We start from the raw sequence: 26,409 nt of genomic DNA, 5'->3' as shown, positions 1-26,409 counted from the left end.
ACGCGCGGATTTGTCAATCATTTCAAGATGGACTACCGGCAATGGGGAGCGTTCGCTATCATGCGGCCATCGGCGTGCCACCGACCCTCATTCGACGCTCTGCATCCCTGCGCGTCGCGGCACGCCTCCCCTCGCCCCAACAGGAGAAAGCCGCTCATGAGCATCATCAAGGAATTCAAGGAGTTCGCCGTCAAGGGCAACGTAATGGATCTCGCCGTCGGCGTGATCATCGGCGGCGCGTTCTCGAAGATCGTCGACTCGGTCGTGAAAGACCTCATCATGCCGGTGATCGGCGTGCTGACGGGCGGTCTGGATTTCTCGAACAAGTTCGTTCTGCTCGGCACCATCCCCCCGACGTTCAAGGGTAATCCCGATTCGTTCAAGGACCTGCAGGCCGCGGGTGTCGCCGCGTTCGGCTACGGCTCGTTCATCACCGTGGCGATCAATTTCGTCATCCTCGCATTCATCATTTTCCTGATGGTGAAATTCATCAACAAGCTGCGCAAGCCGGAAGAAGCCGCACCGGCCGCGACGCCGGAAGACACGGTGCTGCTGCGCGAGATCCGCGATTCGCTGAAGCAGCGCTGATCGCCGAGCACCCCGCCTGCCAGGCCCGCCCCGTGCGGGCCTTTTTATTGCGCGCGCGATGCACCGCCGCATGCGGCCTATCTCACTTTTTTGTGACGGGCGAATGCACGCGCGGGAAAAGCAGGTCTATGATGGAGACTAAACGACAGTACGGGCGCCAAGACGCTGACTGTGTCGATCATGGCGAGCAGGTCGACGGGAGACATTGATCGTCGTACTGCACGAAGGCAGCATTTTCGTGTGCTATAAAGGATCGACATGCGGCGTACATAGCCGGGAGTGGGTCGCATGAAAATGCCGCATTTCTTGCAATTGTTTTTGAGGCGAGTGTTTATGTCCTTCCCGAAAAAACGTCGGCGTGCCCAGCAGGATGGCCAGGAGTCATTCCTCGCGGTATTGCGCCACTCGAAACCGTTTGCCCAGCTCGACACCAAGATTGCCCGCGCCCGTGCACAGGACGAACCCGTCCTGTACGCCCACGTGCTGCCCGGTCTCGACGTGCTCCTGTGCAGCGTGCGCGGCGCCCAGCCGCCCTATCCCGCCATCGCCGAGCTGCGCAAGCGTTGCATCGAATCGATCGCCAACGCGCTCGAGCAGCCGCTCGACGGCCTCGAGAACGGTGGTTACTGGTACGAAGCGAACGGCTTCGGTTTCCTCGTGTTCGCCAGCCGTGCGCGTGCGCGCATCCTGCCCGAGTTTGGTGCAGGCACGAAAGCGAGCCTGCGCGGCGGACTCGGCCGCCAGAACGCCGGCGACACGACACCCCGCTCCCTCGGCTGATCCGCCTGCCATTCGATGGGCCGCCTCCGGGCGGCCCATCTGCCATTCACCCGCCCCGCTTGCCCGTCACGACGCCTGCCGACGCCCGTTGCCGGGCCGCACGATGTCGATGAACGCGGCGAAATCGGCGCCGGCGAGCCCTTGCGCGGCGCCCAGCCGCAGCACCTGCTGCACGGTGGCCGACACCGGCATCACCGCACCCGTGTCACGCGCCGCGTCGGCGATCGCATCGACATCCTTCTGGAACGTGCCGAGCGCGCCGATCGGTGCATGACCGCCCGACGTCATGCGCGGCACGAACGTCTGCAGCAGCACCGAATCGGCCCAGCCGCCGGCCAGCGCTTCGGCCAGCCGGGCGGCATCGATGCCGCTCGCCTGCGCGAGACCGACGGCCTCGGCAATCGCGGTCACCGTCGCGGTGACGATGGCCTGGTTGCACAGTTTCGCCGTCTGCCCCGCACCCGCGTCGCCCATGTGCGTGATGCGCGACGCGTACGTGTCGATCAGCGGCCGCACCGTGTCGAGATCGGCCGCGCGGCCGCCGGCCATCACCGCGAGCGTGCCGGCCTGCGCGCCGGGCACGCCGCCCGATACCGGCGCATCGATCCAGCCGACGCCGAGTGCGGCCGCGCGCGCCGCGTAATCGCGCGTCGCGGCGGGCGGGATGCTCGAATGATCGACGATGCGTTGCAGGCGACGCGCGGCAGCATCGCCGGCCAGCAACCCGTGCTCGCCGAACACGACGTCGCCCACCGCGCGGCCGTCGAGCACGCACATGAATACCGTATCGACGCGCTCCGCCAGTTCACGCGGCGTGCCGGCCACTTGCGCGCCGTCCTTCACGAGCGCCTCGGCCTTGTCGCGCGAACGATTCCACACGCTGACCCGATGCCCGGCCGCCAGCAAATGCCGAATCATCGGCGCGCCCATCAATCCCGGTCCGCAAAATCCGACTTCCACGATGTTCCTCGTCTCCGATATGGGTTGCACTTGCCGCCCATCATACCTATCACTCAAGAAGCCGGGCACGCGCGGCGCCGCTTCGGGAACGCGACCTGCACCGGCGATATATGCCGATATCCCAGGGAGCGCATCATGAGCGACCACGTGTACAAGATGATCGAACTGACCGGTTCGTCACAGCAATCGAGCGATGACGCCATCCGCAACGCGATCTCGAAAGCCGGCAAGACACTGCACAACCTGCACTGGTTCCAGGTGACCGAAACGCGCGGCCACATCGAAGGCGACCAGGTGGTTCACTGGCAGGTGACGCTGAAGGTCGGCATGCGCATCGACGACTGACGCGCCCGTATCCCACGCCGCGCCGCGATCCGGAGTCGCACGACACGTGCCTCCGCACGGCGCGGCGCGCCCACTTGCAGCCCCGTTCAGGCCCCTTGTCGCGGCCCGGCCGGCGGGTGCCTGCGGGTATCCATCTCTTGACGCTGATTTTCGTTCATATTAAAAACGATATACCCACAGTACCCCTCGATCAGCCCAGCCATATAACCCGGAGAAATCATGAGTCAGCAACGCGAGGCGATCGACACGTACCTCTTGCGCGTCTTGCACACCTTGTTGATGGAGCGCAGCGTCACGCGCGCGGCCGTCAAACTGAACCAGTCGCAACCGGCAATCAGCGCCGCGCTGCGGCGCCTGCGCGACATCACCGGCGATCCGCTGCTGGTGCGCGGCAAATCCGGCATGGTGCCGACCGAATACGGGCTGCGCCTGCTCGAGCCCGTGCAGAACGCGCTGCGTGAAATCGAGCGGATCAAGTTCCAGCAGCACAACTTCGACCCGGCCACGTCGATCCGCTGCTACCGGATCGGCTGCCCCGACTACCTGAACGTGCTGTTCGTGCCGACCGTCGTCGAGCGCTTTCGCCTGGCCGCGCCGAACGCGACGCTCGAGTTCCATTCGCTCGGCCCCGCATTCGACTACGAGCTCGCGCTGGAGGACGGCAAGCTCGACATCGTCGTCGGCAACTGGCCCGAACCGCCCGAGCAACTGCACCTGTCGAACCTGTTCGTCGACGAAATCGTCTGCCTGATGAGCAACACGCACCCGTTCGCGAAGCGTGGCGGGCTCACGCTCGACCAGTACCTGAACGCGCCGCATCTCGCGCCGACGCCGTACTCGGTCGGCCAGCGCGGCGCGATCGACGTGCATCTCGCGCGCGAACGGCTCAAGCGCCACGTGGTCGTCACGCTGCCGTACTTCAACCTCGCGCCGTACGTGCTCGTGAAGTCCGACCTGATCTTCACGACGACGCGCCTGTTCGCCGATCACTACGCGAAGTTCCTGCCGCTGTCGGTCGTGCCGGCGCCGCTCGACTTCCCGCCGATGCAGTACTACCAGCTGTGGCACGAGCGCTGCCACTACTCCGACGAAGTGCGCTGGCTGCGCAGCCTCGTCGCCGAAGCCACCCGCACGCTGATCGAAGCGTAAGCGCGCACGACGCGCGCGCCGGCCACGCCGCTGCGGAGTGGCCCGGCGTCGCCCGAAGCGGCCTCGTGCGGCCGGGCGTGACGGATCCCGGCCCCGGCCGCCACGCGCCCGACGTGCAGCGCGCGGCGCACTCTCCAGTTCAGTGCATCAGCGCGACGCCTCCACGAGTGCCTGCGCCAGCGCGTTATGCCGCGCGATGACAGGCGGCAGATCGAGCGTCGCCAGCCGCCCCTCCCGCACCACCACCTTCCCGTTCACCACCGTGTACGCCGTCTGCGACGGCGCGCAGAATACGAGCGCCGCGACCGGATCGTGCAGCGCCCCCGCGAACAGCGGCTGGCGCAGGTCGAATGCGGCGAAGTCGGCGGCCATGCCGGGCTTCAGCGCGCCGATATCGTCGCGGTTCAGCACCTTCGCGCCGCCGAGCGTCGCGATCTCGAGCGCCTCGCGCGCGGTCATTGCATCGGGCCCGAAACCGACCCGTTGCAACAGCAGCGCCTGCCGCACTTCCGCGACCATCTGCGCGCCGTCGTTCGACGCGGAGCCGTCGACGCCAAGGCCGACCGGCACGCCCGCGAGACGCATCTTCTTCACCGGCGCGATGCCCGACGCGAGCCGCATGTTCGAGCACGGACAGTGCGCGACGCCCGTGCCTGTGCGCGCGAACAGGCCGATGCCCGCATCGTCGAGCTGGACGCAGTGCGCATGCCACACGTCGTGGCCGACCCAGCCGAGATCTTCCGCATATTCGGCCGGCGTCATCCCGAACTTCTCGCGGCTGTACGCGATATCGTTGACGTTCTCCGCGAGGTGCGTGTGCAGCGACACGCCGTATTCGCGCGCCAGCACGGCCGCGTCGCGCATCAGCTCGCGGCTCACCGAGAACGGCGAGCACGGCGCGACCACCACGCGCAGCATCGCGTAGCGGCCTTCGTCGTGATAGGTCTCGATCAGGCGCTGCGTGTCGCGCAGGATCTCGGGCTCGCGCTCGACGACCGAATCGGGCGGCAGCCCGCCGTCGCGCTGGCCGACGCTCATCGAGCCGCGGCTCGCGTGAAAGCGCATGCCGATCCGCTGCGCGGCGCCGATGCTGTCGTCGAGGCGGCTGCCGTTCGGGTAGATGTACAGGTGGTCGCTCGACGTTGTGCAGCCCGACTGCAGCAGCTCGGCCATCGCGGTGAGCGTCGACACCTCGATCATCTCGGGCGTCAGGTGCGCCCAGATCTGGTACAGGTTCGTGAGCCAGCCGAACAGTTCGGCATTCTGCGCGGCCGGCACCGCGCGCGTCAGGCTCTGGTACATGTGGTGGTGCGTGTTCACGAGCCCCGGGATCACGAGGTGGCCGCGCAGGTCGAGCACTTCGTCGGCCGTGTCGGGCAGCTCGGCGCTCGGGCCGACCGCGACGATCCGGTTGTCTTCGATGTAAAGCCCGGCGTCGCGCAGCTCGCGGCGCGTGTCGTCCATGGTCACGAGCACGTCGGCGTGCTTGACCAGCAGGGTTTTCGGGCGGGATGAGGAAGGGTTCGGCGCGCGTGCGCCAGCGTGCTGCTCGAGGTTCATGCGTTCTCCGCGTCGGTCTGCCTCCAGGCGTTGATCCTGGAGGCGGTCACACAGCCGTTCGAACGCTGAATCGCGGCACGCTCCGGTGCCTGCGTCCGTTCGAACGCCCTGGCCCGGTTACCCGGCGTGCTCGCCGTCTTCGGGGTACGCGCGGGCCACAGGCCGACGCGCACGGCGGGAGGATCGCCCAAGCACGCGCCGCACACAATGCGCGATCCGGAATACCGCGCTTCACGGTTTCGATATGGTACGCCGCGCACCGCCCGGCGAAAGGCCGGAAACACCCGAAAAGCCCGCCGGAAGCGGTATCCGGCATACCGTCGACAGCCGCTCATGCGCGGCGCATTATCTTTGATATCGCGCCCGTATTTGCGCGGGGAACCTTTTTACAATGCCTGCACGGCGCTCGCTTCAATCTCGCCGACGGGTATGTAGCCACGTGACGTGGAGCCTCGATCCGCCGCACAGTCAATGGATCGAGTCGCCGCCGAACCCCGCATTCACATAAGGACACAACGAATGGGAAAGCTCACTACCCACGTACTCGATACGGCGCACGGCCGTCCCGGCGCGGCAATCAAGGTGGACCTCTACGCGCTGGACGGCGAATCGCGCCGCGCGCTCAAGACCGTGCTCACCAATAGCGACGGCCGCTGCGACGAACCCCTGCTCGAAGGCGCCGCGCTCGCCGCCGGCGAATACGAACTCGTGTTCCACGCCGGCGACTACTTCGCGTCGCTCGGCGTGAAGGTGCCCGAACCCCGCTTCGTCGACCGCGTCGTGCTGCGCTTCGGCATCGCCGACACCGCTTCGCACTACCACGTGCCGCTGCTCGTGTCGCCGTGGTCGTACAGCACCTATCGCGGCAGCTGACATTCGAATCAGCGCCCGCATCAAACAAACGATTTGAGTCTGGAGGAGTTTCATGGAAGGCTTCATCACCGACTGGCTGAACCTCGCGCTGCGATGGCTGCACGTCATCGTCGCCATTGCGTGGATCGGCGAGTCGTTCTATTTCGTCGCGCTCGACAACAGCCTGAAACCGCCGACCGACCCGAACCAGCGCAAGCGCGGCGTGTTCGGCGAGCTGTGGCATGTCCACGGCGGCGGTTTCTACAACATGCAGAAGTACACGGTCGCCCCGCCGGAAATGCCGGATGACCTGCACTGGTCGAAGTGGCCGTCGTACACGACCTGGCTGTCGGGCTTCTCGCTGTTCTTCGTGCTGTACCTGCTCGCACCGAACACCTACCTGATTGACAAGAGCGTGCTCGACATGGGCCCGGTGGTCGCCGTCGCGTCCGCACTCGGCTTCCTCGCGGCCGGCTGGATCGTCTACGACTCGCTGTGCCGCATCCTCGGCACCAACGACCGCGTGCTCGGCATCTGCGTCGGCATCTACGTGGTCGCCGCCGCCTACCTCGCGTGCCATATCTTCGCGGGCCGTGCCGCCTACCTGATCGTCGGCGCGATGCTCGCCACGATCATGTCGGCGAACGTGTTCTTCGTGATCATCCCCGGCCAGCGCAAGATGGTCGACAAGATGCTCAAGGGCGAAGAGCCGAACCCGATCTACGGCAAGCGCGGCAAGCAGCGCTCGGTGCACAACACGTACTTCACGCTGCCGGTCGTGTTCGCGATGCTGTCGAACCACTACGCGATGACCTACACGAACAAGTTCAACTGGGTCGTGCTCGTGCTGATCATGCTGGCCGGCGCGCTGATCCGCCAGTTCTTCGTGATGCGTCACCGCGGCAAGCAGCTGTGGTACCTGCCGATCGGCGGCGTCGCACTGCTGTCGGGCGCGCTGGTCTGGACGATGCCGAAGCCGGTCGCGCCGGAAGCGCAGGCGGCCAACGCACCGAAGATCGTGATCAACGACATCATGCCGATCCTGCAGCAACGCTGCGTCGAGTGCCACTCGTCGAAGCCGACGCTGATGGGCAGCGCGCCCGCGGGCGTGATGTTCGACACGCCGGACGAAGTGTCGAAGAACGCACAGCGCATCTACGAACAGGCGGTGCGCCTGAAGGCGATGCCGATCGGCAACGTCACGCACATGACCGACGACGAGCGGACGAAGCTCGCCGCCTGGTTCGAGGGTGGCGCGAACAAGTAAGCCACCGTGCGCCGGGTGTGAGTGCCCGGTGCAATCCTCTCCGTTCTCGGGCCCGGTGACGGGCCCGTTCTTTTTGGCGCGTCCCGGATGCCCTTCGCGCGTCAGCCGCGCGTCGCGTCGCGCTGGAGCGCGACGAGCGCATCGAGCGCGCGCGGCCCGTCGTCGAACGGCACGAAGATGTGATCGTGATACGCGGCCGCCATCACGTTACAGCTGATGCCGGCCGCGCCGAGTGCCCGCGCGAACGCCGCCGTGAGGCCGACGGCCGCCAGGTCGGAATGCACGGTCAGCGTGATCCAGGCTGAGCGGAACAGCACCGGCCAGCCGCGACGTGCAGCCGTTTCCTCGTCGACCACGACCGTCAGCCCTTCCGCTTCGCGGAACGTCGCAATGACTTCGGATAACGATACGTCTGCATCGGCCGGCAGCGACACGAAGGCGAACGCACCCGGATGCAGTTCGGGCTGCATCGTGCGCAGCAGGACCGCGAGGTCGTTTTCAGGTTGGCTCATCGGAAGAACACGCCCGGAACCGGGCATCGTGCGGTGGAGATGCGGGCACGATAGCATGCGCCGCCGCTGCTACCGCTACGCGCGCATCGTCGCGACTTCGTCCGCGAGCCAGCCGCGCAGTGCGACGATGCGCGGATCGTCCTGCGTGCGTTCGGGATACACGACGTGATAAGCAAGGCCCGGCGCCACCCCGACGCTCACGTCGAACAGCTGCACGACGCGCCCTTCCGCGAGATCGCGCGCGATCATGTGCGGTTCCGCAAGACCGACCGCCGTGCCGTCCGTCACGGCCTGCACGACGTGGCTCGAATCCGGAAACGACACGCAGCGGCTGTCGTCGAAACCGTCGACGCCGGCCGCGGCCATCCACGCCGACCAGCGCGGCCAGGTCACGCCGTCGACTTCGCAATCGACCTGGCAGAGCGTATGGCGCAGCAGATCGCGCGGCTTGCGCAACGGCGGCCCGGCCGACAGCAGTGCCGGGCCGCAGACCGCGACGACCGACGTATCGAACAGGCGCTGCGCGCACGCGTCGCGATAACGCCCGGTGCCGAAGCGGATCGCGACATCGACATCGTCATCGTCGAAATCGCGCAACCGGTCGGTGATGTCGAACGTCAGCTCGAACGCCGGATGCGCGGCCCTGAAGCGCGGCAGGCGCGGCAGCAGCCAGTGCGTCGCGAAACGCGCGCCGACCGACACGCGCAACTCCGTCTGCTCCCGCGCGATGCGCCGCGCCCGGGCCGTCGCGCGCTGCAGGCCCGCCAGCGCATCGGCGGCCGCGGCGGCCAGCACGGCACCAGCCGGCGTCAGCCGGATGCTGCGGCTCGTGCGGACGAACAGTACGACGTCGAGCTGCGCCTCGATTTCCTTGATCTGATGACTGACCGCCGCCGGCGTCAGCCCGACCTCGTCGGCCGCCCGCGAGAAATTCAGGTGCCGCGCCGCCGCATCGAACGTCCTCAGCGCGCGTGTACCGGGCCACATGCGTTCCATCGATCTTCAAACCGGATTTGATGACCGTTCCAAAACTACTCGTTTTTCAAGATGCCATCAATCCGCAAACAATAGGCTTTCTTGACGATGCCGCGAGCCGCCCCGCGCTCGCGACCGAACCCGGAGATCCGCCGATGACCGTTGCCCCGTTCCCGTCCGTCGTTCAGCTCAACGGCGGTGCCGCCACCCCGGACGCGCTCGCGCCGCTCGCATTCGCGGGCCACGCGCATTTCACCGCGATGCAGGTGTGCGACGGCCGCGTACGCGGCCTCGACCTGCATCTCGCGCGGCTGCGCGATGCGTCGAACACACTGTTCGGCCAGGCGTTGCCCGACACCCGGATTCGCGCGCTCCTGCGCGCTGCGCTCGAGCGCGCGCCGTCGGCGCTGTCGCTGACGGCGACCGTGCATACGACGATGGGGGAATTCGTCGCGCCGCGCGACGACGAAGCGCTCGACGTGCTGGTGCGCACCGCAGCGCCGTCGTCGGGGCCGGCGGGCCCGCTCGATCTCGCGTTGTTCGACCACGAGCGCGTGCTGCCGGAGATTAAGCACGTCGGCGAAGTCGCCAAGACGCACTTCCTGCGCCGCGCGATCGCGCAGGGTTTCGACGATGCGGCATTCGTCGATCGCCACGGACGCATCAGCGAAGGCTCGATCTGGAACCTGGCATTCTGGACGGGCGACGCGGTCGTGTGGCCGGTAGCCGGCATGCTCGGCGGAGTCACGATGCGCATCGTGCGCCGGCAGCTGGCGCGCCTCGGCGTCGCGCAGCACGATCGCGAACTGACGCCGGCCGACCTGCCGTCGATGGCCGGCGCCGTCGTGATGAACTCGTGGACGCCCGGTGTCGCCGTGCACCGCTTCGGCACGGCGACGCTGCCGGACGCGTCGTCGTTCGTCGCCCTGCTGCATCGCGCGTACGAACAGGAGGTGCCCGTCGCGCCGTGACGCGCGGGCCGCGTGTCGGGCATGGCTCACCCGTCGACCGTCTCCGGCAGCCGCGCGATCGCCTTGATCTCGAACTGGAAGCCGTACAGCCAGGTCACGCCGACGGCGGTCAGCGTCGGATAAGGCGCGTCGCCCCAGTACTCGGGGACGATCTCCCAGATCCGCTCGAACGTCGCTTCGGGATCGACGAGGAACACCGTCACGTCGACGACGTCGTCGAACGTGCAGCCGGCCGCGCGCAGTACCGCGTTCAGGTTGTCGAACGCGCGGCGGACCTGCGCGCCGAGTTCCGGTTCGGGCGAGCCGTCCTCGCGGCTGCCGACCTGCCCGGACACGAACAGGAAGCCGTTCGAGCGCAGCGCCGGCGAATAACGGTTGCGCTCGTACAGTGCCTGCCGACCGGGCGGAAAAACCACGCTACGCTTTACCATTCAGCACCTCCTTCGGTTTGTGGGGCGAAACCGCCCCGGCATCAACGATGAAGGCACTTTAAGGACGGTGGCACGGCGAATAAACCGGCAACCCTGTCCAACACTGTTTGCGCCCCCCAAACAATTCCCGACCGACGCGGAGCCCTGACCCGATGGACCGATTCGACGCAATGCAGGCGTTCGCCCGCGTGGTGGAAGCCGGCAGCTTCACGAAGGCCGCCGAGACACTGCACATGAGCCGCACCACCGTCACGCAACTCGTGCAGCAGCTCGAGGCACGGCTGCGCGTGAAGCTGTTCAACCGCACGACGCGCAAGGTCGTCGTCACCGCGGACGGCGCCGCGTACTACGACCGCGTCGTGCGGCTGCTGGCCGACATGGACGATGCCGAAACCAGCCTGTCCGCGGCGTCCGCGACGCCCCGCGGGCGGCTGCGCGTGGACGTGCCGAGCCCGTTCGCGCGCCTGATCCTGATCCCCGCGCTGCCCGCGTTCCATGCGCGCTATCCGGACATCCAGCTCGACATGGGCGTGAGCGACCGCGTGGTGGACGTGATCGGCGAGAACGTCGACTGCGTCGTGCGCGGCGGCGAGCCGACCGACCGCTCGCTGGTCGCGCGGCATGTCGGCGACCTGCGGCTCGGCGTGTACGCGTCGCCGGCCTATCTCGCGCGTGCCGGCACGCCGGCTCATCCGGACGAGCTGGAGGACTCGCATCACCGGATCGTCGGGTTCCTGTGGGCGCGCACCGGCAAGGCGTTGCCGTTTGCGATGGCATGCGACGGTGAGCGGATCACCGTGCGCGGACGCTACGTGCTCGCGGTCGACGACGGCAATGCGTACCTCGAGGCCGGCCTCGCCGGGCTGGGCATTCTGTGGCTACCCGACTACATGGCCGGCGCGCATCGCGCCCGCGGCGAACTGGTGCCGCTGTTCGAGCGATGGCAGCTCGAACCGATGCCGATGTACGTCGCGTTCCCGCCGAACCGTCACGTCAGCGCGAAGCTGCGCGTCTTCATCGACTGGGCCGCCGGGCTGATCGCCGAGCATGCGCCGGTCGCGGACCGGCGCCGCGGTGCCCACGGTTCGCGCGACGCGCGCAAGACCGCGGCGACCTGAATCGCGTCGAAACGGCGGCACCATGAAAAAACCCGCGCAACGTGCGCGGGTTTTCGACCGGCCATGGCGGAACCGCCAGCGACGACTCAGGCCGTCAGCGCGTGCAGCGCCTCGTCGGTGAGCCACAGCGATTCCTGCAGGTCCTGCTCGTTCAGGTTCAGGCCGTCGCCGCCGCGATCGACGACGATGAAGTCGCTGACGCCGCCGAGCGCGATCAGCGGGTGATGCCACACGCCCTTCGCATAGTTGACGCCCTGCCACCCGCTCGTCACGAACGCGCGGATCTTCGCCGGATCGAGATCGCCCGCGGGCGCCACGACGACGAGATACGGCTGGTCGTTCAGCGGCACGAACGCCTGGCTGCCGAGCGGGTGCCGTTCGAGCATCTTCACTTCGAACGGCAGCGTGCGCGGCTGGCCGCGGAACAGGTTGACGAGCGTGCGGCCGTCTTCATCGGTCACGTCGACTTTCGCGAGATCGTGGAAGCGGATCGTCGTGCCGAGGTTGATCGGGATCTGCTTTGCCCCTTCCGTTTCGATCACTTCGCCGAACGGCGCGAACGCTTCCCTGGTCAGCGGTTCGATGACAAGCGTCTTCATTTGTCGAGCGTCCCCCACAGACGCAGGCGCGACACGCCGCCGTCCGGAATGATGTTCAGTCGCACGTGCGTGACGGGGCCGAGCGACGCGATGTCTTGTTCGAAGTAGTGCTGCTTGTCCATCTGCAGCTTCTGTTCGCCGAGCAGCACCGGCCAGAACATCGACTGCGTGATCAGCGAGCTGTCCGTTCCGCCCGACACGTACGCGGCCTGGATCGAGCAGCGATCCGGATAATTGCCCTTGAAGAACGCGGTATCGACTTCGATCTTGCGGATCACGCCCGGCTGCGCGAGCGCGATGATCGCCCAGTCGTTGCCCGGTTCGCGGCGGCGGCGGGTTTCCCAGCCGTCGCCCATGTTCACGCCGCGACCCGGCAGCAGCAGGTTCGACGCGACGCCGAAGTGCTGGTTGTTCGCGGCCACCACGTAACCGCCGTTTTCCATCGCCGCGAGATCGAACTGCTCGGCCGCGCTCGCGCCGGCCCAGTCGAGCTGCGGCTGGCCGTATACGCGCAGGCGTGCAATGCCGCCGTCCGGGTAGATGTTCACGCGCAGGTGCGTGAACGCACGCGCGTCGCTCGCGTCGACATAGTGATGGCTGTTGCCCTGCAGCGTCGTCGACGGCACGATCTCGACCCACTCGGTCGCCTGCGTCGGCGCGCCGTCGGTCACGAACGCGGCCTCGATCGACGCGGCCGGCGGGAAGTTGCCGGTGAAGTGGCTCGTGTCGATGTCGAAGCCCTTGATCACGCCCGGGCGCGCGAGCTTGACGATGCACCAGTCGTAGCCCGTCGTGCGCTTGCGGCGCGTTTCCCAGCCGTCCATCCACTTGCCGTGGTCGTCGTACTTGCCGGGAATGAAAACGGCCGGCTCGGGGTTCAGCATCCGGTCCTTCGGCGCGAAGAAATCGTCGCTGGCCTCGAGCGCCTGCGCACCGAGACGCGGGTCGGCAAAATTCACGTAGCGCCGCGTGAATTCGGGTGCGTTGGGATCGAGAAGCGGAACAGCCATGATGTTTCCTTGTTTCAGTGAGGCGATCCGGCCGCTGCGACGCAGCGGGCCGTACTGCGGTGTCAGGCGTCGATCAGGTCGTCGAGGCGAAAGCGCGCGATCCGGTAGATCTGGTCGAGGCTCGCGCGCAGTTCCTCGGTGCGCGAATGATTCACGCGCGACTCGAAGTTCGCGATGATGCCGTGCCGGTCATAACCGCGCACCGCGAGAATGAACGGGAAGCCGAACTTCTCGCGATACGTGCGGTTCAGCGTCAGCAGCTTGTCGAACTCTTCCTGCGTGCACTGGTCGAGGCCCGCGCCGCTCTGCTCGCGCGTCGACTCGGCCGTCAGCTCGCCGCGCACGGCGGCCTTGCCAGCCAGTTCCGGGTGGGCGTTGATCAGCGCGAGCTGGCGCGCTTCGCCGCCCGATTCCACGGCACCCGACATCGTCTTGTGCAGCGCGTCGATGCTCGCGAACGGCCGCTCGCCGGCGGCGACTTCGGCCACCCACGGCGAATGTTCGAAGATCCCCGACAGCGCCGCGACAAATGCGCTCGGCGCCATCGTGTTCAGTTGATCCAACGTGTAGCGCATCGCCTTCATGCTTTCCCTTCGTTTCGATGATTGGGCTGATACGGATGATGTTCACGCCAGTGACGCGCGATATCGACACGGCGCGTCACCCATACGCGATCGTGCTTCTCGATGTGATCGAGGAAACGCTGCAGCCCGCGGAAACGACCCGGCCGGCCGAGCAGCCGGCAGTGCATGCCGATCGACAGCATCTTCGGCGCTTCGTCGCCCTCCGCGTACAGCACGTCGAACGCGTCGCGCAGGTAGTCGAAGAAATGATCGCCGGTGTTGAAGCCCTGCGGCGTCGCGAAGCGCATGTCGTTCGTGTCGAGCGTGTACGGCACGATCAGCTGCGGCGACGTCTTGCCGCCCGACACTTCGACGTCCATCCAGAACGGAAGATCGTCGCCGTAGTTGTCGGAGTCGTACAGGAAACCGCCGTATTCCGCGACGAGACGGTGCGTGTTGGGGCTGTCGCGGCCGGTGTACCAGCCGAGCGGGCGCTCGCCCGTCACGCGCTCGATCGCTTCCATCCCGAGGCGCATGTGCTCGGCCTCGAGTTCCGGCGTCATGCCCTGGTAGTGGATCCAGCGCCAGCCGTGGCACGCGATTTCATGGCCCAGTTCGACGAACGCGCGCGCGAGCTCCGGGTGGCGTTCGATCGCCATGCCGACGCCGAATACCGTCAGCGGCATCCCGCGCTTCTCGAATTCGCGCAGGATGCGCCACACGCCGGCCCGCGAACCGTATTCGTAGATCGACTCCATGCTCATGTGGCGGTCGGGATACGCGGCCGCGCCGACGATTTCGGACAGGAACTGCTCGGAGCCCGGATCGCCGTGCAGCACGCAGTTCTCGCCGCCCTCTTCGTAGTTCAGCACGAATTGCACGGCGACGCGGGCGCGCCCCGGCCAGTTCGCCTGCACGGGATGGCGGCCGTAGCCGATCAGGTCGCGAGGATAGTTGGGATCGAGTGACATGGTTCGAGGTGCGGCAAAAGCTCGCTGAAATAATGGGTTCGCATCGACCGCGCGGGTGCCGGAGGCCGGCTGCGCAAGCCGATGCGATGACGGCCCAGTGTAGCGAAAACGCCCATACGCGCCCATACAGCGGCGCAGATAGTGCGTGTCAGACGGTGTGTATGTGCGGTTGCGGCAAATTCGGGGCCGGCTCTGCCACATCCCCGTCCGGCGGGCTGAAGCGGGCGAACGCGCCGTCGTAGCGCTTGGGCAGCGGCCGCGCGTAATCGCCGCGCTTCGCCGTCGCGAGGCGCAGCGCGACGAGCGCCTCGGCCCACTTGACCGCCGCCGTGACGCCCTCGACCACCGGCGCGCCGATCTGCTGCTCGATTTCGTGCGCGAACTCGGCCATCCCCGCGCAGCCGAGCACGATCGCGTCGGCACCGTCCTCGTCGAGCGCGCGCCGGCATTCGTCGACGATGATCCGCCGCGCGGCCGAGCCCGGCCGGTCGAGCTCGAGCACGGCGACGTCGGTCGCGCGCACGTTGCGGCAGAACCGCTTCATTCCGTAGCGCTCCGCGAGGTGCCACGCCATCCCGCAGGTGCGCGCGAGCGTCGTGACGACCGAGAAGCCGGGCGCGAGCACGCTCGCCGCATGCATCGCGGCCTCGGCAATGCCGATCACCGGCCCGCGCGCGAGTTCGCGCGCCGCGTACAGGCCCGGATCGCCGAAGCACGCGATCACGTATGCGTCGCAGCCGTCGCGCTCGCCTTGCGCGATCTCGGCAAGCAGCCCCGGTGTCGCGAGCGCCTCGTCGTAATACCCTTCGATCGACGGCGGCCCCATCGGCGGGCTCACCGCCACGATCTCCGTGCCGGCGGCCGCGACCTCGCGCGCGCAGCGGCCCATCGCGTCGGTCATCCGCTGCGTCGTATTCGGATTGATCAGCCGGATCTTCATCGCACGCTCCTCAGGCCTTCGTGTTCACGAGCAGCCGGTAGAACACGAAGCCGAGCCCCGCGCCGATGAACCACGAGAAGTTCGCGACGCCCTGCCAGCCCGGCACCATCACGCACACGATCGCGATCACCGCGGCCGGCAACAGCGCGACGAGCGCGCGACGGTTCACGCCGCCCGTGTACCAGTACGTCCCGCTTTCCGACATCGTGTACAGGTCGTCGCGCACGAGCCGGCCGCGCTTGACGAGGTAGAAGTCCGCAATCAGCACGCCGTACAGCGGGCCGATGAACGCGCCGAGCACGTCGAGCGTGTAGTGGATCACGGCCGGGTTGTTGAACAGGTTCCACGGCGTGATGAAGATCGACGCGACGGCCGCGAGCATCCCGCCCGCGCGCCAGCTGATCAGGCGCGGCGCGACGTTCGAGAAGTCGAACGCGGGCGACACGAAGTTCGCGACGATGTTGATGCCGATCGTCGCGATCGTGAACGTCAGCGCGCCGAGGATCACCGCGGTCGGATGGTCGATGCGGCCGACCGTCTCGACCGGGTCGGTGATGAGTTCGCCGAACACGGGCAAGGTCGCTGCCGTCGTGATCACCGTGACGAGCGAGAACGCGAGGAAGTTGACCGGCAGCCCCCAGAAATTGCCGCGCTTCACGTCGCCGAACGAGCGGCAGTAGCGCGAGAAATCGCCGAAGTTCAGCATCGGCCCGGAGAAGTACGACACGACAAGCGACACGGCCGTGATCATCACCGGAATCACTTCCGCGCCGTGATACTTGACGCCGCCGAGGTTGATGCCGATGTTGCGCCAGCCCGCGCGCCACACCATGTAGCCGGCGAGGATGAACATCACGACGTAGACGGCCGGCCCCGCGAAGTCGATGAACTTCTTGATCGTCTCCATCCCGTTCCAGAACACGAACGCCTGAAGCACCCACAGCAGCATGAAGCCGGCCCAGCCCACCGCCGACAGCCCGAGGAAGCCGTAGCGATGCACGTCCGCGTAAGGCAGCCATTGCGGGAAGAATTTCAGCACGACGATCACGAGCGCGCTCGACGCGAGATAGGTCTGGATGCCGTACCACGCGATCGCGATCAGCCCGCGAATCACGGCCGGCACGTTCGCGCCGAGCACGCCGAACGTCGCGCGGCACGCGACCGGGTACGGCACGCCGATCTGCTGGCTCGGCCGTGCGATCAGGTTGCACAGCACGTTCACGAGGCTGATCCCGACGATCAGCGCGATCAGCACCTGCCAGCTCGTCAGCCCGAGCGCGAACAGGCTGCCCGCGAACACGTAGCCGCCCACGCTGTGCACATCCGACATCCAGAACGCGAAGATATTGTACGAACCCCATGTCTGGTTTTTCAGGGGTGCCAAATCTTCGTTATACAGACGTTCGCTGTAACCCTTCGGCAGCGTCGGGTCGCCGCCCTCGCCGCCTTCTTCCGCCGGATAAGCGCTATCGTGCGCCACACTGAACTGAGCCATGACTTCTCCTTGACGCGACCGGATGGCCGCTCCACCGTCATCGATATCGCTCCGGATCGACGCCCGGAGTCGGACCAGCGGCCCGCGGCAAATACCGCGGGCCTGCATTTCGCTCGTTATGTGGCGCGCGGCCGGGTTCGCGTCGCCGCTCAGGCGCCGCCGAACACTTCGCGCAAATCGACCTGCCCTTGTGCGGGCCGGTCCAGCATCTTCAGTTCGACATGCTGCAGGTGGTGCGCCATCAGCGTCACCGCCCGCTTCGGATCGCCCGCCTCCAGCGCGGCGAGGATCTCTTCGTGGTCGTCGCACGAGCACGGGCTGCGCCCGTGCGATTCGTACAGCGCCGACATCAGCGTCGAGCGTGCGACGAGCCCTTCGAGGCACTCGCTGAGCGTCGCATTGCCCATCAGCGTGGCGAGCGCCGTGTGGAATTCGCCCGACAGCCGGATCCACGCCGCGAAGTCGTGCCGCTCGAACGCCTTGCGTTCCTTGTCGATCAGCGCGGCGACGCCCTTCAGCCGCTTCGCGCCGGGCCCGGTCGCGAGCCGCTCGACCACGGCGAGCTCGATGATCCGGCGCATCTCGAACACCTCGTGCACGTCCTGCAGCGTCGGGCTCGCGACGAACGCGCCGCGGTTCGGCTCGAGCTCGACAAGCTTGTCGGTCGCGAGCTGCGCAAGCGCCTGGCGGATCGTCCCGCGCTTCACGCCGAATACGTCGCAGAGCTGCGCCTCCGTCAGCTTCGAACCAGGCGCGAGCCGATGCTCGAGGATCGCCGTGCGGATCCGCTCGGCGATCGCTTCGGGGCTGACTGCACCGGACAGGTGGGCTTCGGGCTCGTTCATGATCGGCATCGTGTGATGATCCTCATCCTAGGGCGGACATAAATATTGTCAACAATTCTTTTCCGGTATTGCGCACAATCGGCGTGCATCGACGCGACCCCGTTCGGTGCATGATGCGTCGAATCCATGCACGACAAGGCCGAGACGTACGACAAAGGCCCTTCTCGTCGTATACCCTCCCGGCCTTTTTGTTGACAAAACTGGTGCAAAATTCGGCGACCGTGCTGCGGATGTCGACGAAAAAACTTGATCGTTAGTTGCGCGCTTACCTAAAGAAAAAGGCGGGAAACCCGCCTTTCGATCGATCGCGCCCATCTCAGCCGAGGTGCGGGTAGTCGGACAGCGTGAGCCGGAAACCGTGCGCATTCGCGACCAGCTGTGCGTGCGCGCCGAACGGCAGCGTCAGCAGGTCGGGCACGTGGCCGAACTGGAGCCCCGTGACGACCGGAATCCCGACCACCGCGCGCACCTGCTCGATCATCGCCTGCATGTCGTAGCCGTTGTCGTACTCGAACGGCCGCGCACCGGTGAACTGGCCAAGCACCAGCGCCTGCTGGCGTGCGAGCAGCCCCGACAGGTGCAGTTGATAGATCATCCGTTCGATCCGGAACGGCTGCTCGTTGACGTCCTCGATGAACAGAATGCCGCCTTCGATGTCGGGCATGTACGGCGTGCCGACGAGCGACGAGAGGATCGCGAGGTTGCCGCCCCACAGCGTGCCCGTCACGTTCACGCTCTGCACCTGCGGCGCGTCGGCGACGATCGTCGTGCTCGGCTGCGTCAGCGTCTGCCAGAAGTGCTGCATCGTGAAGTCGCTCGGCGTTTCCGCGCCGAAATCGGCGGACAGCATCGGCCCGCCGAACGTCTTGATGCGTGCCTTCGCATACAGCGCGAGCTGGAGTGCCGTGAAGTCGCTGTGGCCGACGAGCGCGACCGGCTGGTCGCGCAGCCTGCGTTCGAGCCCGCGATAGTCGAGCCCGTGCAGGATGCGCGCGGCGCCGTAGCCGCCGCGCACCGCCAGCGCGATGTCCGGCAGCGGCCGTTCGGGATCGGCAAGACGGTTCAGGTCGCCTGCCCGCTCGCCGTCGGTGCCGCCGAACCGCTGGAAGCGCCGCTGCGTCGCCTCGATGTTCTCGATGCGGTGCTGTGCGGTACTGAGGCGCTCGAGCGCGCGGTTGATCGCGTCGGGGTCGTGCGGATAGCCGGACGGCGCAAGCAGCCGGATGGTGTAGGACGCGGCGGGCTGGAAGGACATGGCGAAAGGTGTCGGGTCGTCAAACCTGCTTAGAGGGTCTGAACCGTCTCCGGTTCACGAAGCCGTGCATGCCCCGGCTTGGGTCGGGGCGGCGGGCGCGCCTATGACGCGCCGGATTCGGCGTCGCGGGCCAGCCGCGCTTCACGCAGCGCGCGACGGCGCTCGGCGAAGAACGACTTCAGCGCGGCGCCGCACTCGTCGGCGAGCACACCGCCGGTCACTTCGGTATGGTGGTTCAGCTGCGGATTCGCGAACGCGTCGATCACGCTGCCGCAGGCGCCCGTCTTCGGATCGGCGGCGCCGTAGACGACTCGCGCGATACGCGCATGCATGATCGCGCCCGCGCACATCAGGCACGGTTCGAGCGTCACGTACAGCTCGCAGCCGGGCATCCGGTAATTCTGCAGATGCTGCGCGGCCATGCGCAGCGCGGCCATTTCCGCATGGGCCGACGGGTCGTGCCCGCCGATCGGATGGTTGAAGCCGCGCGCGATCACTTCATCACCGCGCACGAGCACCGCACCGACCGGCACTTCGCCGGCCGCGCGCGCCTCTTCGGCGGCGGCCTGCGCGAGACGCATGAAATGCAGGTCGCGCGCCGATACGGGCGCAGCTTCGGGAACGGGGGAATCGGCGGCGGGTTCGGCCGCCGGGGTGTCTGCCGGGCGGGCTGCGTCGTGCAGCGCGTCGGACGTCACATCGGCCCCGCTTCGGCGGACGCTTCGTCGAGCCCGCGCTCGCACAGGCGCTCCGCGATGCGCCGGCAGTAATCGCGCGGCATCACCATCGGGCCGCCGCGCAGCGATTCGAGCGCCATGTCGAGCGCGAGGATCTTCGCCTGGAGCCGGCACCGCGCGGCACGGTCGCTGACCGCCTGCACTTCGTCGTGCAGGTTGCGCAGCGCGCGCAATTGCTCGACGGCCGGCGGCACGAAGCCCGCATTCTTCAGGATACGGTTGGCCACCCGCACCTCCTCGGGCACGAGCAGGTCGTCATCCAGCGCCTGCGGCGCGCCGGTACCCGGCAAATCGTCGAACTCGCCCCGCGCGGCGGCGGCGGCAATACGTTGTTCGACCAGGGCGTCAAGCAATCTCATCAGTCAATCGGAACAATGCGGCAGGCCGAATTCTAGCAGGGTGACGCGGGTATGACAGGCCCTTCGAATATATGCTCGACATTGCGTTTTTAGGGGCCGAATCGCCGCGCATGCGTGCCGATCGGCATCATTTGCCGCGCTGCTGCGCCGCAGCGGGCTGCGGGCTGTCCAGATACCCGCGAACGGACGCAATGCAGGCCCTGTTTTTTGTCAGTGGCAGCTCGGGCCGAGCCGCGCCGATACGGTGAAATTCAGGCCCTGCGTTTCCGCCGCCGGGTCACGCGGCCACCGTTTCCGGCCGCGCTTTCGCGAACGGGCGGAACGTCATCGCCATCAGGAACGCGCCGACACCGATCGCGAACGAACCGACGTACAACCAGCCATAGCTGCCGAACGTATCGACGATCAGGCCGCCGGCCACGGGGCCCGCGGCCATCCCGAGGCTGCCGGCCATCGCGCAGCCGCCGATCACGGTGCCCATCATCCGCAGCGGGAAGTTCTCGCGCGCGAGCACCGAATACAGCGGCATCACGCCCGCATAGATGAAGCCGAACAAGGTCGCGACCGCGTAGAACCCGTCGAGCGTGCGCACGAAGTCGTACCCGAGCGCGCCGAGCGCCTGCGCAAACAGCCCGGCCACCAGCGTGCGCTTCGCGCCGATGCGGTCGCCCAGGATCCCGAACGCGATCCGGCCGCCCATGCCGGCAAGCCCTTCGACGCTGTAGATCGACACCGCGACGATCAACGGAATCCCGCAAGTCACCGCGTAGCTGACCGTATGGAAGATCGGGCCGGAATGCGTCGCGCAACAGAAGAAGTTGGTCAGCAGCAGCACGATGAACTGCGGCGAACGCAGCGCGTGCGCGACCGACATCGCTGCGGGGTCGCCGGCCGGCGCAGGAGCCGCGGAGGCCGCCGGGGCCGCATGCGCGCCGTCGAGCGCGGGCGCCCGGCGCACCAGCAGCGACACCGGAATCATCACGACGGCCGCCAGCGCCGCAATCAGCAGCATCGACGTGCGCCAGTCGCGCACCAACACGAGCCACGCGGCCAGCGGGGCCATCGTCATCGGCGCCATCCCCATGCCGGCCGACACGAGCGACACCGCCAGGCTGCGGTGCGTGTCGAACCAGCCCGTCACGCATGCCATCATCGGCGCGAATATCGCGGCCGTCGCACCGCCGACGGCGAGGCCGAAAGTCAGCTGGAACGCGAGCAGCGACGGCGCGCGGCTCGCCAGCGCCAGGCTTGCCGACAGCAGGACGGCACCCGTCATGACGACCGGGCGCGTGCCGACGCGGTCCGACAGGCTGCCCCACCCCATGCTCGCGAAGGCCATCGCGATAAAGCCGAGCGTCATCGCGCCGGAAATGCCGGTCATCGACCAGCCGGTGTCGCGCGCGATCGCGCGCAGGAAAACGGGCAGCGAAAACATCGCGCCGATGGCGATGCAGCCCATCAAGCCGCCCGCGGCGACGATGACCCAGCGGTATCGGGAATCCGGCACGGGAGGTCTCCTTTTCGTTACGGCACTCCTCGGTACCCGGGCGCTACCCGCAAGGTGCAATGCCCGGTCGACATGGATACGACGGGCGACGCATCGGGAAATCGACACGCGCGCACATGCGCCCGCGAATTTCCTGATTGTCCGCCGCTCCACTTCGCCCGTCATGGGTGGATCGGATCGACACCTCACGCCGGATCGTCCGTCCGGTCCGCCCCTGCCGCCGTGCTTTTCCGGAATCGGAAAGTCGAAATCAGAAATCGTTGGTTGGGACGCGCGATCACGCTGACTACACTCGAGCGATCTTGTCATAACAAGTTGATCGATGACCTCACCCAACGTCGTGCCGCTGTCCGCGGCCCCGCTCTACGTGCAGATCAAGGACACGCTGCGCGCACGCATCCTCGACGGCACCTATGCGCCGCACAGCCGGATGCCTTCCGAGCACGAACTCTGCGCGGCGTTCGGTGTCAGCCGGATCACGGTGCGTCAGGCGCTCGGCGATCTGCAGAAGGAAGGACTGCTGTTCAAGCTGCACGGCAAGGGCACCTTCGTGTCGAAACCGAAGGCATTCCAGAACGTGACGTCGCTGCAGGGCTTCGCCGAGGCGATGTCGTCGATGGGCTACGAGATCGTCAACCAGGTGCGCAGTGTCCGCACCGTCAAGGCCGACCGCCATCTCGCAACGAAGCTGAACGTGCCGGAAGGCGCGCCGCTCGTCGAGATTCACCGCGTGCGGCTGCTGAACCGCGAGCCCGTGTCGCTCGAACAGACCTGGGTGCCCGAGGCGCTCGGCAAGCGCCTCGCGGGTGCCGATCTCGCGACCCGCGACATCTTCCTCGTGCTGGAAAACGACTGCGGCATTCCGCTCGGCCATGCCGACGTGTCGATCGACGCGATCCTCGCCGACGACGAGATCGTCGATGCGCTGCACGTCGAGGAAAGCAGCCCCGTGCTGCGCATCGAGCGCCTCACGCATGATGCGTCGGGCGCACCGATCGACTACGAATACCTGTACTTCCGCGGCGATGCCTTCCAGTACCGGCTGCGCATCGACCGGCAAAAACCGCGCAAACCTGCAAGGAAACAACGATGACTACCCATGTGCTCGAATACGACATCGTCGTGGTCGGCGGCGGCACGGCCGGCCCGATGGCGGCGATCAAGGCGAAGGAGCGCGACCCGTCCCTGCGCGTGCTGCTGCTCGAAAAAGCCAACGTGAAACGCAGCGGCGCGATCTCGATGGGGATGGACGGCCTGAACAACGCGGTGATTCCCGGGCATGCGACGCCCGAGCAATACACGCGCGAGATCACGATCGCCAACGACGGGATCGTCGACCAGGAAGCCGTGTACGCGTATGCGACACACAGCTTCGCGACGATCGAGCAGCTCGACCGCTGGGGCGTGAAGTTCGAGAAGGACGGCACCGGCGACTACGCGGTGAAGAAGGTCCATCACATGGGTTCGTACGTGCTGCCGATGCCGGAAGGACACGACATCAAGAAGGTGCTGTACCGGCAACTGAAGCGCGCGCGCATCGCGATCACGAACCGGATCGTCGCGACGCGCGTGCTGACCGACGCACAGGGTCGCGCGAGCGGCGTACTCGGCTTCGACTGCCGCACGGCCGAGTTCCACGTGATCCGCGCGAAGGCCGTGATTCTCTGCTGCGGCGCGGCCGGCCGCCTCGGCCTGCCGGCCTCGGGCTACCTGATGGGTACGTACGAGAACCCGACCAACGCGGGCGACGGCTACGCAATGGCCTATCACGCCGGTGCCGCGCTCGCGAATCTCGAATGCTTCCAGATCAATCCGCTGATCAAGGACTACAACGGCCCCGCATGCGCGTACGTGACGGGCCCGCTCGGCGGTTTCACCGCGAACGGCAAGGGCGAACGCTTCATCGAATGCGACTACTGGAGCGGCCAGATGATGTGGGAGTTCTACCAGGAACTGCAAAGCGGCAACGGCCCCGTGTTCCTCAAGCTCGACCATCTCGCGGAGGAAACGATCCAGACCATCGAGCAGATCCTGCATACGAACGAGCGGCCGAGCCGCGGCCGCTTCCATGCGGGGCGCGGCACCGACTACCGTAGCCAGATGGTCGAGATGCACATCTCCGAGATCGGTTTCTGCAGCGGCCACAGCGCGTCCGGCGTGTACGTGAACGCACGCGCGGAGACGACCGTGCCCGGCCTCTACGCGGCCGGCGACATGGCGGCCGTCCCGCACAACTACATGCTCGGCGCATTTACGTACGGCTGGTTTGCCGGGCAGAACGCGGCCGATTACGTGGCCGGCCGCGAGCATGCGCCGGTGAACGACGAACAGGTCGCCGCCGAACGCAAGCGCGTGCTTGCCCCGCTGCTGCGCGAGCGCGGCCTGGCACCGGCGCAGGTCGAATACAAGCTGCGCCGCATGGTGAACGACTATCTGCAACCACCGAAAGTGACACGCAAAATGGAAATCGGGCTGCAGCGCTTCGATGCCATTACCGAGGATATCGAAGAGATAAAGGCAAGCCATCCGCACGAACTGATGCGCGCCGCCGAGGTGCGCGCGATCCGCGACTGCGCGGAAATGGCCGCGCGCGCGTCGCTGTTCCGCACCGAGAGCCGCTGGGGGCTGTACCACCATCGCGTCGACTTTCCGCATCGCAACGACGCCGAATGGTTCTGCCACACCTGGCTGCGCAAGGACGCCGACGGCGCGATGCGCAGCGAGAAGCGCCCGGTCGAACCGTACGTCGTGCCGCTCGCCGACGACGATCGCGGCGCCTACACGAATCTGCGCATCCGCGAACCGGCCGCGCTCGCGGCCGCCCTCTGAGGAGCCCTACCGTGCCCCATACCCCGCACGACATCTTCCTGCGCAGCAGCGCGCCCGTGACGATCGACGAGGAACGCTGCATTGCCGACAAGGGCTGCACCGTCTGCGTCGACGTGTGCCCGCTCGACCTGCTCGCGATCGACGTGACCGAGGGCAAGGCCTACATGCAGTTCGACGAATGCTGGTACTGCATGCCGTGCGAGCGCGACTGCCCGACCGGCGCGGTCAAGGTCGACATCCCTTACCTGCTGCGCTGAGCGCGCGCGGCCGGTCGTCGTCGTGCCGCCCGCGCGGGCCGTGCATCGACGACGTGACGGCCGGGCCGGCGTTCGCCAGGTTCGCGTCGCCATGCCGCGCCGCCCGTGCATCGCGCTGCGCGAGCAGCGGCTTTTTCACCGAACCGATCCTTTGCCCATGACCGCTTTCTCTTCCACCGCCTCGCTGCCCGGCACGCACGATCCGGATCGTGCCGCACTCGCCCTCCGCCTCGCCGCGCCCGACGCATCCGTGCGCCGCATCGCACTGATCGAGCTTGCCGATCTCGAGGAATCCGATCTGGTACCGTCATTCGTTGCGGCGCTGTGCGACGATCCGTCGGCCGACGTACGCGGCGAGGCTGCGCGCGTGCTCGGCGCATGGGAACAGCCCGACGTCGTCGACGCACTGTGCGGCGCATTGCTCGATCCGGACGAAGGTGTACGCGCCACCGCCGCGCAGAGCCTGTCCGAACTGAAGGACGCGGCATCGGGTGCCGTGCTGTGCAGATGGGCCGACCGGCCCGAGTCGTTCGTGCGCCGCGCCGTGCTGCGCGGATTGCGCGAGTTGCGCGACCCCGGCGCGTTCGCGCCCGCGCTGCGCGCACTCGATGCCGAACACGCCGCCGTGCGCGCCGAAGCCGTCGCGGTGCTCGGCTGGCTCAGGGATCCGCGTGCGCTGCCGTCGCTCGCGTGCATCGCGACCACCGATGCCGCAGCGGACGTGCGACGCGCCGCGGTCGGCGCGATCGGGTTCGCGGCACCCGGCGATGCGGCCACCATCGACGCACTGCTCGCCGCGCTGCGCGACCGCGAATGGCAGGTGCGCGAGGAAGCGGCCACGACGCTCGGCAAGTTGCGTGTCGCGGCCGCGCGCGACCCGCTCGCCGCCGCGCTCGACGACGACTACTGGCAGGTGCGCTTGCGTGCCGCGCGTGCGCTCGGGCAACTGCGCGATGCTGCGGCGGCGCCGGCCGTCGTCGCACTGCTGTCCCATGCGATCAGCAACCTGCGCAAGGAAGCCGCGCTTGCGCTCGGTGAATTGCGCGACCGCGCGACGTTGCCCGCGCTCACCCACGCGCTGGAGGATCACGATCCGGAAGTGCGCAAAGCCGTGCGAATCGCGATCCGGCAAATCGACGAGGCGTCGCGATGATCGCGCCGACCGAAATCGCGCTCGATCACGCTGCACGCACGTTGACGCTCCGCTGGCCGGACGGTCGCACGCAGCGCATCGGCTATGCGCGGCTGCGCCGCGATTGCCCGTGTGCGGAATGTCGAAGGATCCGGCTCGACGGCGGTCGTGTCGATGCGCGGCCCGACCTGACGCTGGCCGGCCTCGAAGCAGCCGGCTACGGCATCCGCGCCCTCTTCGGCGACGGCCATGCCCGCGGCATCTATCCGTGGCCGTTTTTGGCCGACATGGCCGACATGGCTGACAGGGCGGACACGACGGCGCGGCCGTGACGTGGCTCCCGCGGGTGCGCGGACGACATGGCAGACGTGCGGAAACGCTGCGATACTGACGCCCACGATC

The 26,409-nt window shown here is 67.3% G+C and carries 30 protein-coding genes; 13 read left to right on the top strand and 17 right to left on the bottom strand.

The window, feature by feature from the left end; genetic code table 11:
* Positions 1-156: 156 nt before the first annotated feature.
* A complete protein-coding gene (gene mscL / locus ABY44_RS11160; RefSeq protein ID WP_006487991.1) occupies positions 157-588 on the top strand; it encodes a large conductance mechanosensitive channel protein MscL in 432 nt (143 codons plus the stop codon).
* Positions 589-921: 333 nt separating this feature from the next.
* The gene (locus tag ABY44_RS11155) at positions 922-1,368 is read left to right on the top strand and encodes a hypothetical protein (protein WP_027784713.1); all 447 of its coding nucleotides are present in this window, start codon (positions 922-924) and stop codon (positions 1,366-1,368) included.
* A gap of 66 nt (positions 1,369-1,434) precedes the next feature.
* Here the strand turns inward: ABY44_RS11155 and ABY44_RS11150 are convergent, their stop codons facing one another.
* Positions 1,435-2,328, bottom strand: coding sequence for an NAD(P)-dependent oxidoreductase (locus ABY44_RS11150; RefSeq protein ID WP_060170388.1), 894 nt, complete (start codon positions 2,326-2,328; stop codon positions 1,435-1,437).
* A gap of 135 nt (positions 2,329-2,463) precedes the next feature.
* Between ABY44_RS11150 and ABY44_RS11145 the strand changes: the two genes are divergently transcribed.
* Complete coding sequence (locus tag ABY44_RS11145; protein ID WP_021160372.1) at positions 2,464-2,673, top strand: dodecin; 210 nt, start codon at positions 2,464-2,466, stop codon at positions 2,671-2,673.
* A 219-nt stretch (positions 2,674-2,892) separates the two neighbouring features.
* Positions 2,893-3,822, top strand: coding sequence for a LysR substrate-binding domain-containing protein (locus ABY44_RS11140; protein ID WP_006478550.1), 930 nt, complete (start codon positions 2,893-2,895; stop codon positions 3,820-3,822).
* A 147-nt stretch (positions 3,823-3,969) separates the two neighbouring features.
* Here ABY44_RS11140 and ABY44_RS11135 read toward each other — a convergent pair whose 3' ends face one another.
* A complete protein-coding gene (locus ABY44_RS11135; protein ID WP_060170390.1) occupies positions 3,970-5,382 on the bottom strand; it encodes an 8-oxoguanine deaminase in 1,413 nt (470 codons plus the stop codon).
* Positions 5,383-5,901: 519 nt separating this feature from the next.
* Here ABY44_RS11135 and uraH point away from each other — a divergent pair.
* Both uraH and ABY44_RS11125 read left to right on the top strand, forming a co-directional pair.
* Positions 5,902-6,255 carry a hydroxyisourate hydrolase gene (gene uraH, locus ABY44_RS11130; protein ID WP_059694643.1) on the top strand — a complete coding sequence of 118 codons (354 nt, stop codon included), beginning with the start codon at positions 5,902-5,904 and terminating at the stop codon, positions 6,253-6,255.
* 52 nt (positions 6,256-6,307) lie between these two features.
* Positions 6,308-7,501, top strand: coding sequence for a urate hydroxylase PuuD (locus ABY44_RS11125; RefSeq protein WP_021160368.1), 1,194 nt, complete (start codon positions 6,308-6,310; stop codon positions 7,499-7,501).
* 101 nt (positions 7,502-7,602) lie between these two features.
* Here the strand turns inward: ABY44_RS11125 and ABY44_RS11120 are convergent, their stop codons facing one another.
* Positions 7,603-8,013, bottom strand: a complete 411-nt coding sequence (locus tag ABY44_RS11120) for an ACT domain-containing protein (RefSeq protein WP_060084304.1) — start codon at positions 8,011-8,013, stop codon at positions 7,603-7,605.
* A gap of 75 nt (positions 8,014-8,088) precedes the next feature.
* Entirely contained in the window at positions 8,089-9,009 is a 921-nt protein-coding gene (locus tag ABY44_RS11115) for a LysR substrate-binding domain-containing protein (protein WP_060170392.1), read from the bottom strand.
* Between the two features lie 134 nt (positions 9,010-9,143).
* On the opposite strand from ABY44_RS11115, the gene ABY44_RS11110 reads away from it, so the two are divergent.
* Positions 9,144-9,959 carry an aminotransferase class IV family protein gene (locus ABY44_RS11110; RefSeq protein WP_060170394.1) on the top strand — a complete coding sequence of 272 codons (816 nt, stop codon included), beginning with the start codon at positions 9,144-9,146 and terminating at the stop codon, positions 9,957-9,959.
* 26 nt (positions 9,960-9,985) lie between these two features.
* Here the strand turns inward: ABY44_RS11110 and ABY44_RS11105 are convergent, their stop codons facing one another.
* Positions 9,986-10,390, bottom strand: a complete 405-nt coding sequence (locus ABY44_RS11105; RefSeq protein ID WP_060084307.1) for a RidA family protein — start codon at positions 10,388-10,390, stop codon at positions 9,986-9,988.
* A gap of 152 nt (positions 10,391-10,542) precedes the next feature.
* On the opposite strand from ABY44_RS11105, the gene ABY44_RS11100 reads away from it, so the two are divergent.
* Entirely contained in the window at positions 10,543-11,508 is a 966-nt protein-coding gene (locus ABY44_RS11100; RefSeq protein ID WP_027787132.1) for a LysR family transcriptional regulator, read from the top strand.
* An 86-nt stretch (positions 11,509-11,594) separates the two neighbouring features.
* Here the strand turns inward: ABY44_RS11100 and ABY44_RS11095 are convergent, their stop codons facing one another.
* The 11 genes from ABY44_RS11095 to ABY44_RS11045 all read right to left on the bottom strand — a co-directional run bounded on the left by ABY44_RS11095 (position 11,595) and on the right by ABY44_RS11045 (position 21,789).
* On the bottom strand, positions 11,595-12,107 hold the full coding sequence (locus tag ABY44_RS11095; RefSeq protein WP_060170396.1) for an ureidoglycolate lyase: 513 nt from the start codon (positions 12,105-12,107) through the stop codon (positions 11,595-11,597).
* Positions 12,104-13,117: an allantoicase gene (gene alc, locus ABY44_RS11090; protein WP_431641193.1), complete on the bottom strand. Its 1,014-nt coding sequence runs from the start codon at positions 13,115-13,117 to the stop codon at positions 12,104-12,106. The genes ABY44_RS11095 and alc overlap by 4 nt, the downstream gene beginning before the upstream one ends.
* A gap of 62 nt (positions 13,118-13,179) precedes the next feature.
* Complete coding sequence (gene uraD, locus ABY44_RS11085; protein WP_027787129.1) at positions 13,180-13,701, bottom strand: 2-oxo-4-hydroxy-4-carboxy-5-ureidoimidazoline decarboxylase; 522 nt, start codon at positions 13,699-13,701, stop codon at positions 13,180-13,182.
* Positions 13,698-14,651, bottom strand: a complete 954-nt coding sequence (gene puuE / locus ABY44_RS11080; RefSeq protein WP_060084308.1) for an allantoinase PuuE — start codon at positions 14,649-14,651, stop codon at positions 13,698-13,700. The genes uraD and puuE overlap by 4 nt, the downstream gene beginning before the upstream one ends.
* A gap of 148 nt (positions 14,652-14,799) precedes the next feature.
* Positions 14,800-15,591 carry an aspartate/glutamate racemase family protein gene (locus ABY44_RS11075; RefSeq protein WP_059624046.1) on the bottom strand — a complete coding sequence of 264 codons (792 nt, stop codon included), beginning with the start codon at positions 15,589-15,591 and terminating at the stop codon, positions 14,800-14,802.
* A 10-nt stretch (positions 15,592-15,601) separates the two neighbouring features.
* Positions 15,602-17,086, bottom strand: coding sequence for an NCS1 family nucleobase:cation symporter-1 (locus ABY44_RS11070; protein WP_059694659.1), 1,485 nt, complete (start codon positions 17,084-17,086; stop codon positions 15,602-15,604).
* A 149-nt stretch (positions 17,087-17,235) separates the two neighbouring features.
* Positions 17,236-17,940 carry a GntR family transcriptional regulator gene (locus ABY44_RS11065; RefSeq protein WP_059694660.1) on the bottom strand — a complete coding sequence of 235 codons (705 nt, stop codon included), beginning with the start codon at positions 17,938-17,940 and terminating at the stop codon, positions 17,236-17,238.
* Positions 17,941-18,247: 307 nt separating this feature from the next.
* Positions 18,248-19,186, bottom strand: a complete 939-nt coding sequence (ldcA, locus tag ABY44_RS11060; RefSeq protein ID WP_027787124.1) for a muramoyltetrapeptide carboxypeptidase — start codon at positions 19,184-19,186, stop codon at positions 18,248-18,250.
* A gap of 101 nt (positions 19,187-19,287) precedes the next feature.
* Positions 19,288-19,884: a tRNA adenosine(34) deaminase TadA gene (gene tadA / locus ABY44_RS11055; RefSeq protein ID WP_021160355.1), complete on the bottom strand. Its 597-nt coding sequence runs from the start codon at positions 19,882-19,884 to the stop codon at positions 19,288-19,290.
* Positions 19,881-20,282, bottom strand: a complete 402-nt coding sequence (locus ABY44_RS11050) for a DnaJ family domain-containing protein (RefSeq protein WP_006478536.1) — start codon at positions 20,280-20,282, stop codon at positions 19,881-19,883. Before ABY44_RS11050 ends, tadA begins: the two co-directional genes overlap by 4 nt.
* A gap of 277 nt (positions 20,283-20,559) precedes the next feature.
* Entirely contained in the window at positions 20,560-21,789 is a 1,230-nt protein-coding gene (locus ABY44_RS11045; RefSeq protein WP_060170400.1) for an MFS transporter, read from the bottom strand.
* Between the two features lie 322 nt (positions 21,790-22,111).
* On the opposite strand from ABY44_RS11045, the gene ABY44_RS11040 reads away from it, so the two are divergent.
* From ABY44_RS11040 to ABY44_RS11030, 3 genes are read left to right on the top strand one after another with little or no spacing between them, the layout of a single operon-like run.
* Positions 22,112-22,882, top strand: coding sequence for a GntR family transcriptional regulator (locus ABY44_RS11040; RefSeq protein ID WP_059694668.1), 771 nt, complete (start codon positions 22,112-22,114; stop codon positions 22,880-22,882).
* A complete protein-coding gene (locus ABY44_RS11035) occupies positions 22,879-24,618 on the top strand; it encodes a fumarate reductase/succinate dehydrogenase flavoprotein subunit (RefSeq protein ID WP_027787121.1) in 1,740 nt (579 codons plus the stop codon). Before ABY44_RS11040 ends, ABY44_RS11035 begins: the two co-directional genes overlap by 4 nt.
* 11 nt (positions 24,619-24,629) lie before the next feature.
* On the top strand, positions 24,630-24,875 hold the full coding sequence (locus ABY44_RS11030) for a 4Fe-4S dicluster domain-containing protein (RefSeq protein WP_060170402.1): 246 nt from the start codon (positions 24,630-24,632) through the stop codon (positions 24,873-24,875).
* On the opposite strand, the gene ABY44_RS11025 is transcribed toward ABY44_RS11030, so the two are convergent.
* The gene (locus tag ABY44_RS11025; protein ID WP_155637836.1) at positions 24,844-25,014 is read right to left on the bottom strand and encodes a hypothetical protein; all 171 of its coding nucleotides are present in this window, start codon (positions 25,012-25,014) and stop codon (positions 24,844-24,846) included. The genes ABY44_RS11030 and ABY44_RS11025 overlap by 32 nt on opposite strands.
* Positions 25,015-25,032: 18 nt before the next feature.
* Here ABY44_RS11025 and ABY44_RS11020 point away from each other — a divergent pair, with 18 nt between their 5' ends.
* Both ABY44_RS11020 and ABY44_RS11015 read left to right on the top strand, forming a co-directional pair.
* Complete coding sequence (locus ABY44_RS11020; protein WP_060170404.1) at positions 25,033-26,028, top strand: HEAT repeat domain-containing protein; 996 nt, start codon at positions 25,033-25,035, stop codon at positions 26,026-26,028.
* Positions 26,025-26,339: a gamma-butyrobetaine hydroxylase-like domain-containing protein gene (locus ABY44_RS11015; protein WP_060170406.1), complete on the top strand. Its 315-nt coding sequence runs from the start codon at positions 26,025-26,027 to the stop codon at positions 26,337-26,339. The genes ABY44_RS11020 and ABY44_RS11015 overlap by 4 nt, the downstream gene beginning before the upstream one ends.
* Positions 26,340-26,409 lie beyond the last annotated feature (70 nt).

The organism is Burkholderia sp. ZZQ-2 (assembly GCF_050768715.1).
In the GTDB taxonomy this organism is placed as follows: domain Bacteria; phylum Pseudomonadota; class Gammaproteobacteria; order Burkholderiales; family Burkholderiaceae; genus Burkholderia; species Burkholderia cepacia.
The sequence above is the reverse complement of the archived record's forward strand: the minus strand, read 5'-3'. Positions and strand labels throughout refer to the sequence as shown.